Raw genomic sequence first — 7,442 nt, forward strand, 5'->3', positions numbered from 1 at the left:
AAAGGTGAAGGCGCCGATCACCATTCGCATTCCGTTCGGCGGCGGCATCGGTTCGGTGGAGCATCATTCCGAGTCTCCGGAAGCCTATTTCGCGCACACCGCCGGTCTGCGGGTGATGACGCCGAGCAACCCGGCCGACGCCTATGTGATGATCCGGCAGGCGATCGCGCTCGACGATCCGGTGATCTTCTTCGAACCCAAGCGCCGCTACTGGGACAAGGCCGACGTCGATTTCGAGGCCCCTGCCGAGTTACCGCCGGATCGCGCCCGGATCTGCCGCGATGGCACCGACGCCACCCTCGTCGCCTACGGCGGCACCGTCGCCACCGCCCTGGGCGCTGCGAAAACAGCCGCCGAGGAAGGACATTCGCTCGAGGTGATCGACCTGCGCAGCCTCTCGCCGATCGACTTCGATACCGTCGAAGAGTCGGTGGCCAAGACCGGCCGGCTGATCGTGGTACACGAGGCGCCGGTCTTCGCCGGGCTCGGCGCCGAGATCGCCGCGCGGATCACCGAGCGCTGCTTCTATCACCTGGAGGCGCCGGTGCTGCGGGTCGGCGGCTTCGATATCCCCTATCCGCCGGCCAAACTCGAAAAGCACCACCTGCCCGACCCGGACCGCATTCTCGCGGCCGTGGATCGCTCGCTGGCCGCCTGACGTGTTTGCGCCTCGACGGCCCGCCGCGCAACGCGGATGTCATCGAGGCGGCACAATCGCAGACAGCCCGCGACCAGCTCGATCGAGACCGAGGTGCCTTTCGTGAACGAACCGCGTGCCGACGACCCGAACCATGTGCTGGAATTCCGGCTGCCCGATCTGGGGGAGGGCCTGACCGACGCCGAACTGCAATCCTGGTCGGTGGCCGTCGGCGATATCGTCGAGCTGAATCAGACCATCGCAGAGGTGGAAACGGCCAAGGCGGTGGTGGCGCTGCCGTCGCCGTTCGCGGGCACGGTGGTGGAGCTGCTGGCCGAGCCGGGTGAGACGGTGCCGGTCGGTGCGCCCCTGATCCGGGTGCGGACCACCGCACCCGCCACGCCGGAGGCGCCAGCCGTCACGCAAGATTCGACGCAGGCGCGGCCGCTCGCACCGGAACGGACATCGGTGCTGGTCGGGTACGGCCCGGAAGGGGAGGCGGTGTCGCGGCGGTGTCGGCCCGCCGAGCCCGCCAACGGCGTCCAACCGCGGACCGAAGCCGTCTCCTCGGCCGCGGCGAACAGGAAACAGGCGGCCGGCGCACGCGCGGCCGCGACGCCCGCGGCCCGGAAACTGGCCAGAGAGCTGGGTATCGACCTGTGGTACGTCGCTGGTTCCGGCCCGCAGGGCGCGGTCGCCGTCGACGACGTCCGCTCGGCGGTCCCGGTCTCCTCGCCGCGGGTCCGCGCCGCGGCCCCGGCCATGACCGAAACCCCGGCGGGCGCCGAATCGGGCGTGGTGCGCCCGCCCGCCCGCGAAGAACGCACCCCCATCAGCGGGGTCCGCAAGCGCACCGCCGCCGCCATGGTCGCCAGCGCGCGCACCATCCCGCAGGCCGGCGCCTCGGTCACGGTGGACTGCACGGCGACGATGGAACTGCTCGACCATCTGCGCACCACGGCGCCCTTCACCGGCTTGACGCTGACCCCGCTCGCACTGGTGGCGAAATCGGTAATGGCCGCGCTGGCCGAATACCCGGGCCTGAACGCCTATTGGGATGAGGCGAATCAGGAAATCGTCACCAAGCACTACGTCAATCTGGGGATCGCGGTGGCCACCGACCGCGGCCTGCTCGTACCCAATATCAAGGACGCGCACGCGCTGAGCCTGCGCGATCTGTGCCGCGAGATCGGCTGGCTGGTCGACGTCGCCCGCACCGGCAATGCCGCGCCCACCGACCTGCGCGGCGGCACCTTCACCATCTCCAATGTCGGCGTCTTCGGCGTCGACGCCGGGATGCCGCTGGTCAATCCCGGAGAGGCGGCGATCCTGTGCCTCGGCGCGATCGCCAAGCGGCCATGGGTGGTGCGCGATGAACTCGCCATCCGCTGGGTCACCACGCTGACCCTCAGTTTCGACCACCGCATGATCGACGGCGAACAAGCCGCCAAATTCCTGGCCACCACGGCCGGATTGCTGGAAGATCCGCTCACCCTGCTGAGCCGGTTGTAACCGGCTCGGTCGTTTCCGTCTGCTCAGGCGGCTCGGATCGCGGTCCGGCTGTGCAAGGCCTCGCGTACGACCAGCCCCGCGATCACCGCCCAGAACGCCGAACCGATACCGAGGAAACCGATCCCGGACGCCGCGACCAGGAAGGTGACCACACCGGCCTCACGGTGTTGTTCCGGGGCCAGCGCGGCGGCCAGCGCGGCGGCGAGAGTGGGCAGCAGGGCCAGGCCCGCAACAGTTTCCAGCGTTCCCGCCGGTGCCGCCGCGATCAGGGTGGCCAAGGCCGCCGAGCCGAGACCGAGCAGCAGGTAACTCGCGCCCGTCGTGCATCCGGCGATCCAGCGGCGCCGCGGGTCCGGATGGGCCGACGGCGCGGCGGACAGGGCCGCGCTGATGGCGGCGAGGTTGATCGCGTGGCCGCCGGCGGGAGCGCCGGCGATGGTGCCGAGCCCGGTCACCGTCATCGCGGCGCGCCAGGGCACGCGGTAGTCGAAGGAGCGCAGCACCGCGGTACCCGGAATATTCTGTGACGCCATCGTCACGACGTAGAGCGGCACCGCGATGCTGATCATGGCCTGCCAACTCCACTGCGGCACAGCCAGTTCGACTGTCGGAACCATTGCGGCGGCATCGAGCTCCGCATGTCCGGCCACGATGCCGACGCCGACCCCGATGGCGGCCGCGGCGAAGGCGGCCAGTACCGCCCAGCGCGCGGCGACGCGGCGCATGATCAGCCACACCAGGATCACCGGCACCACCACCGCGGGACTGGTCTGCACCGCCCGGACCGGCGCCAGGCAGAGCGAGATCAGCACCCCGGCCAGCATGGCCTGGGCGATCTCCACCGGTATGGCGGCGACCAGGTCGGCGAGCCGGCGCGAGAGCCCGGTGACCACGATCAGCACGCCGGTCGCCATGAACGCGCCGACGGCCGCGCCCCAGCCGCCTGCCACCACTCCGGTCCCGGCGAGCAGGGCGGCACCAGGGGTCGACCACGCCAGGGTGATCGGCATCCGGTACCGGTAGCTCAGCACCAGCATGCCGACGGCCTGGGTGAGGCAGAGCGCGAGCAGTCCCGACGCGGCCTGCGCGGGGGTGGCGCCGACCGCCGTCAGCCCGCTGAGCACCACGGCGAACGAACTGGTGAACCCGACGAGCGCGGTGATCACGCCCGCACCGACCGGCTGGGTGATGTCGCGTGTGCGGGGTGAGCCGGCGGCCGGGTCGGTGGCGGGTGGCGCGGTGGTGGCCGGAGATTTCTGCGACATTCGGGCGATATTGCGCTGGTCGCGGCGTCTTGTCCCGAGCCAGTCGATCGGAACTGGCCTGAATTCCGGCCGCGCACCTGCGCCGGGCCGGCTTTTCCGGGTCAGGAGACGAAAGCGCGGATCTGGCCGTACGCTGAGAGGCGACGGGCTCGACGAAGCGGATCTGAACGAGGAGCTGGGGTGCGGCCGGTACTCATTTCGGCGGATGAACTGCGAGAAGCGTTGTCGGAGAGTCGAGTACGTCTACTCGATGTGCGCTGGGCGCTCGGCGACCCGGACGGGCCGCAACATTATCTGGAGGGGCATATTCCCGGCGCGGTCTTCGTTGACCTGGAGACCGAACTCGCCGCACCGCCCTCGCCAGCCCGCGGTAGGCATCCGCTGCCCGATATCGGGCAGCTGGAGAAATGCGCCCGCAGCTGGGGCGTATGCGCCAGCGACACCGTCGTCGTCTACGACGCGACCGGCGGTATGGCGGCCGCGCGCGCCTGGTGGTTGCTGCGCTGGGCCGGTGTGGCCGATGTGCGGATTCTCGACGGCGGCCTGCCCGCCTGGACCGCGACCGGCGCCGAACTGGCCACCGGCGCCGAACCCGATCCCGATGCGGGCGACGTCGAGTTGAGCCCGAACCATCTGCCGGTCATCGATGCCGACGCGGCCGCACGCTGGCCGGGAGCCCTGCTCGACGCTCGCGCCGGCGAACGTTTCCGGGGCGAACAGGAGCCGATCGACCCGCGCGCCGGTCATATCCCCGGCGCCATCAGCGCACCGACCGCCGACAACCTCACCGCCGACGGCCACTTCCGCACCCCCGACGAACTGCGGGCACGCTTCGCCGATTACCCGGGCCCGGTCGCGGTCTACTGCGGCTCAGGCGTCACCGCCGCCCACCAGATCGCCGCGCTCGCGGTCGCGGGCATCGACGCCGCGCTGTATCCGGGATCCTGGTCGCAATGGTCGAACGACCCGAAGCGCACTGTGGCGACCGGCGCCTGATCTCGATCCACGCGGATCATCCGGCTATCCCCGAGCCGAGTCGGTGGAGCGTACTTTGCCACCGGCGCGACGCAGTTCCCCACGCGTCGGGGCAGCGGCAGGATTCGAGGGCAGATCGGCGATTCGGTGGTGGCATACCTACCGTCCTGGTGGCCCACCAGCCACTATGGGCACCCGACCGCGATTGTTTGCAGTGCCCTCTGGTCGCCGACCGTGATCGGTAAGTCGTAGTGGACGGCCACCGCTAGGTATTTGGCCGCATAAAAGCAGTGCCCGGGTCGAGAGGGCGGTAGCCAGTCGCCGGGAGTGCTGTCGCCTTTGGCCTGATTTGTCGCGCGGGTGGTGGCCTGCAAGTTGTAGTCGATGTCGTTGGCGAAACGTACGCGGCGGTCCAGTGGCCAGGTCGCCGCACCTAGGTCCCAGGCGGCGGCCAGCGGATAGACGTGGTCGATCGGCACGTCCTCGGCGTCGGCTTTGTTGAACCTCACCCGGGTGCCGGTGTACGGATCGGCCAGCGTGCCCGCGACCACCACGCAGCCGCGGGTGCCCGGACGGAACGCGACCTCGGTGAGCTGGCGGGCCAGCACATTGTTGCGGGTATCGCAGCCGTCGTGCCCGCCGGTGCCCTCGTAGTCGTCGGTCCAGGCGGGTCCGAAGACGCAGGCCTCGCCGTCCCGGCAGCCGCGGTCGTAGCCGCCCGGATGCGGCCGGGCCGGGACCACCCGGACGGTCGCGAGCAACCGCTCGACCTCGGCGCGGGGCGGACTGCCCGGTGCCGGCGTCGTCGGCTGGGCGCAGCCGCTGACCAGGCACAGCGCGGCGAGCAGCGCACCGACCGCGGGCGTCGCGCAGCGCCGTGCACACGGGAAGCCGGTGCGCTGCGTCCGAGGCCGGAGGGCGCCCACGCCATCATCGGTGCACGACTCGTCCGCGCCCGGAATTTGCCGCCGCACCCCGCCGGCCCGACGCCAGTGGCCCGCCGATCGGAGTAGTGCTGACCACGCCGCTACCGAAGCACCGAGCGTTCGGGCCGAACGCGGCCCAGCTACCAGGACTGTCGAGAACTGCTGTTGCTTCCCCACCCGCATGGAGAAGTTGTACCGGTACCCACCGACAGGTGCCGGGATGCGGACAGCGTGGGACCTACAGCCAGGCGCGGGCCAGCAACTCGTCGGCGGTGTCCTGCGCGCCGTGCGGCGGGAATCGGGTAGCGGCGAGCGTGTCGTAGTGGGTGCCGTCGTGGCCGATCACCCAGGAGCCGCCACGGTCTTCGCATTCGGCGATCTTGGCGAAGGTGGTGAGCAGGAAGGTGATCGCGTCGTGCGGGTCGGCGGTGTGCGCCAGCCGCTGCGATTCACCCGGCCGGGACAGATCCAGCCAGACGCCGGATTCGCCGTCCAGCCGCATCCCGACGATGCAGTGAGTGTTGACGAAGGTGAATTTGCGCCGTTCCCACGGTGTGGTCGGCGTGAAGCTCTGCTCGAGAACCTGGAGCAGAATCGTCATGCTGCTGCCCTCCGCTGTTGTACCGCCGTTGTGTGTGAGTGACCGCGTTGTCATGCTGCCGGCGTCTGGTCGACACCGCCGCTTGCCTGTCGAACGACTCCGCTACCGCGCCTGCCGAGCGTCTGAAACTCCGCGGTGACCAGCGGATATGCCAAGTATCGTCCGCGTGGGCCGATAAATCCAGAGCCGCGCGACGTGACCGTGGGGCCTCGGTGTCGGTGCCGGGTGCTTTGATGAGGCCATGCTGCACGGTCTGTGGTCGCCGGGATCCGGGCTGCTGCTGTGGCACCCACCCGGCCACGGCGCCGGCCCCGATGCCGGCACCGCGAAGGCCGTGCCCGGGTTGCTGGGCGATGTCGTCCGCACCGCGAAATTCCGGCATCGCGCGCAGGTGCTGCTGGCCGGTGACGGCGGTTTCCGCAGCGAACGGGTGCCCGCGCACGCGTTGGCGCCGGATGCCGCCGCGGCCGCGCTGCGGCAACGTCTGCCCGCTCCGGCGGTGGCGGGTGACCTGCGGTTTCTCGCTCATGTCGCACTCGGTATCGAGCGTTGGGTACGGGCCGGGCGCGTGGTGCCCGAGCTGCGTCGCGACGACGGGCAATGGTGGGCGCGTTGGCGGCTGGTCGGCGGTGCGGGGCAGCGGGCTTGGCTGGCCGAACTCGCCTCCGCGATGCCCGCGGCACTCCGCGTGGCCGGTGAGCCGGCCGCCGTGCTCGACGACATGGTCACCGAGCTCACCGATCCCATTGTCCGCGAACTGATTCCGGCGCGCGACTGCCCGCATCCGCTGGTGCACGGGCTCACCGCCGACGTTCCGGTGGAGGCGGGCAGCCATCAAGCCGCGCAGATGCTGGACCGCTGGCGGTCGAGCTTCGCCGCCGACGAACCCGAACTGGTGCTGCGGCTGCTCGAACCCGACGCCGACGACGCCGACGAGGTGGCGCTGTGGCGGCTCGAGGTCTGCCTGCGCGTCGACGGCCAGGCACCCACTCCCGTTCCACTGCACGGTGATCCGCAGTTGGTGCGCGCCGCGGTGGAACGGCTGGGTGAAGCGCAGCGTGCCTATCCCCGGCTGCGCGATCTGCCCGGTGATCCGCGCACCATGGACCTGCTGCTGCCCACCGAGGTAGTGGTGGATCTGGTCGCGCACGGTGTGCACGCGTTGCGGGAGGCAGGCATCCGGCTGCTGTTGCCGCGTGCCTGGACGGTCACCGCGCCGACCATGCGCTTGCGGGTGAACAGTGCGGTGCCCGCGGCCGAGAGCACCGTCGGATTGCCCGGTCTGGTGTCCTACCGCTGGGAACTCGCTCTCGGCGATACCGTGCTCAGCCGCGACGAGATGCAGCGGCTGATCCACGCGAAATCCGATCTGGTGCAGTTGCGCGGGGAGTGGGTGCAGGCCGATCACAAGGTGCTTTCGGCGGCCGCGAAGTACGTCGCGCTGCACGCCGAGGACGCCGAGGTCACCTTGGCCGACATGATCGGCGAGATCGCCGCGACCCGCGTCGACCAGGTGCCGGTCACCG

The 7,442-nt window shown here is 70.4% G+C and carries 7 protein-coding genes; 4 read left to right on the forward strand and 3 right to left on the reverse strand.

Going from position 1 to position 7,442, the window contains the following annotated elements; translation table 11 throughout:
• Positions 1-658: alpha-ketoacid dehydrogenase subunit beta (locus tag RJ05_RS05285; protein WP_036533729.1), on the forward strand; the 658-nt coding region annotated here is incomplete at its 5' end.
• 102 nt (positions 659-760) lie between these two features.
• Positions 761-2,149 (forward strand): dihydrolipoamide acetyltransferase family protein, encoded by a 1,389-nt coding sequence (locus RJ05_RS05290; protein WP_081597176.1) that lies wholly within the window; start codon positions 761-763, stop codon positions 2,147-2,149.
• A gap of 23 nt (positions 2,150-2,172) precedes the next feature.
• On the opposite strand, the gene RJ05_RS05295 is transcribed toward RJ05_RS05290, so the two are convergent.
• On the reverse strand, positions 2,173-3,414 hold the full coding sequence (locus tag RJ05_RS05295; protein WP_249040553.1) for a benzoate/H(+) symporter BenE family transporter: 1,242 nt from the start codon (positions 3,412-3,414) through the stop codon (positions 2,173-2,175).
• A 180-nt stretch (positions 3,415-3,594) separates the two neighbouring features.
• Between RJ05_RS05295 and RJ05_RS05300 the strand changes: the two genes are divergently transcribed.
• Positions 3,595-4,410, forward strand: coding sequence for a sulfurtransferase (locus RJ05_RS05300; protein ID WP_036533730.1), 816 nt, complete (start codon positions 3,595-3,597; stop codon positions 4,408-4,410).
• Positions 4,411-4,574: 164 nt separating this feature from the next.
• On the opposite strand, the gene RJ05_RS05305 is transcribed toward RJ05_RS05300, so the two are convergent.
• Complete coding sequence (locus tag RJ05_RS05305; RefSeq protein ID WP_051016269.1) at positions 4,575-5,237, reverse strand: HNH endonuclease family protein; 663 nt, start codon at positions 5,235-5,237, stop codon at positions 4,575-4,577.
• A gap of 316 nt (positions 5,238-5,553) precedes the next feature.
• Entirely contained in the window at positions 5,554-5,916 is a 363-nt protein-coding gene (locus RJ05_RS05310; RefSeq protein WP_036533735.1) for a hypothetical protein, read from the reverse strand.
• 241 nt (positions 5,917-6,157) lie between these two features.
• Here RJ05_RS05310 and RJ05_RS05315 point away from each other — a divergent pair.
• The coding region (locus tag RJ05_RS05315; RefSeq protein ID WP_036533738.1) for an SNF2 helicase-associated domain-containing protein at positions 6,158-7,442 on the forward strand (1,285 nt) is incomplete at its 3' end.

Origin of the sequence: Nocardia cyriacigeorgica NBRC 100375 (genome assembly GCF_000308555.1) — a bacterium.
Lineage (GTDB): Bacteria > Actinomycetota > Actinomycetes > Mycobacteriales > Mycobacteriaceae > Nocardia > Nocardia cyriacigeorgica.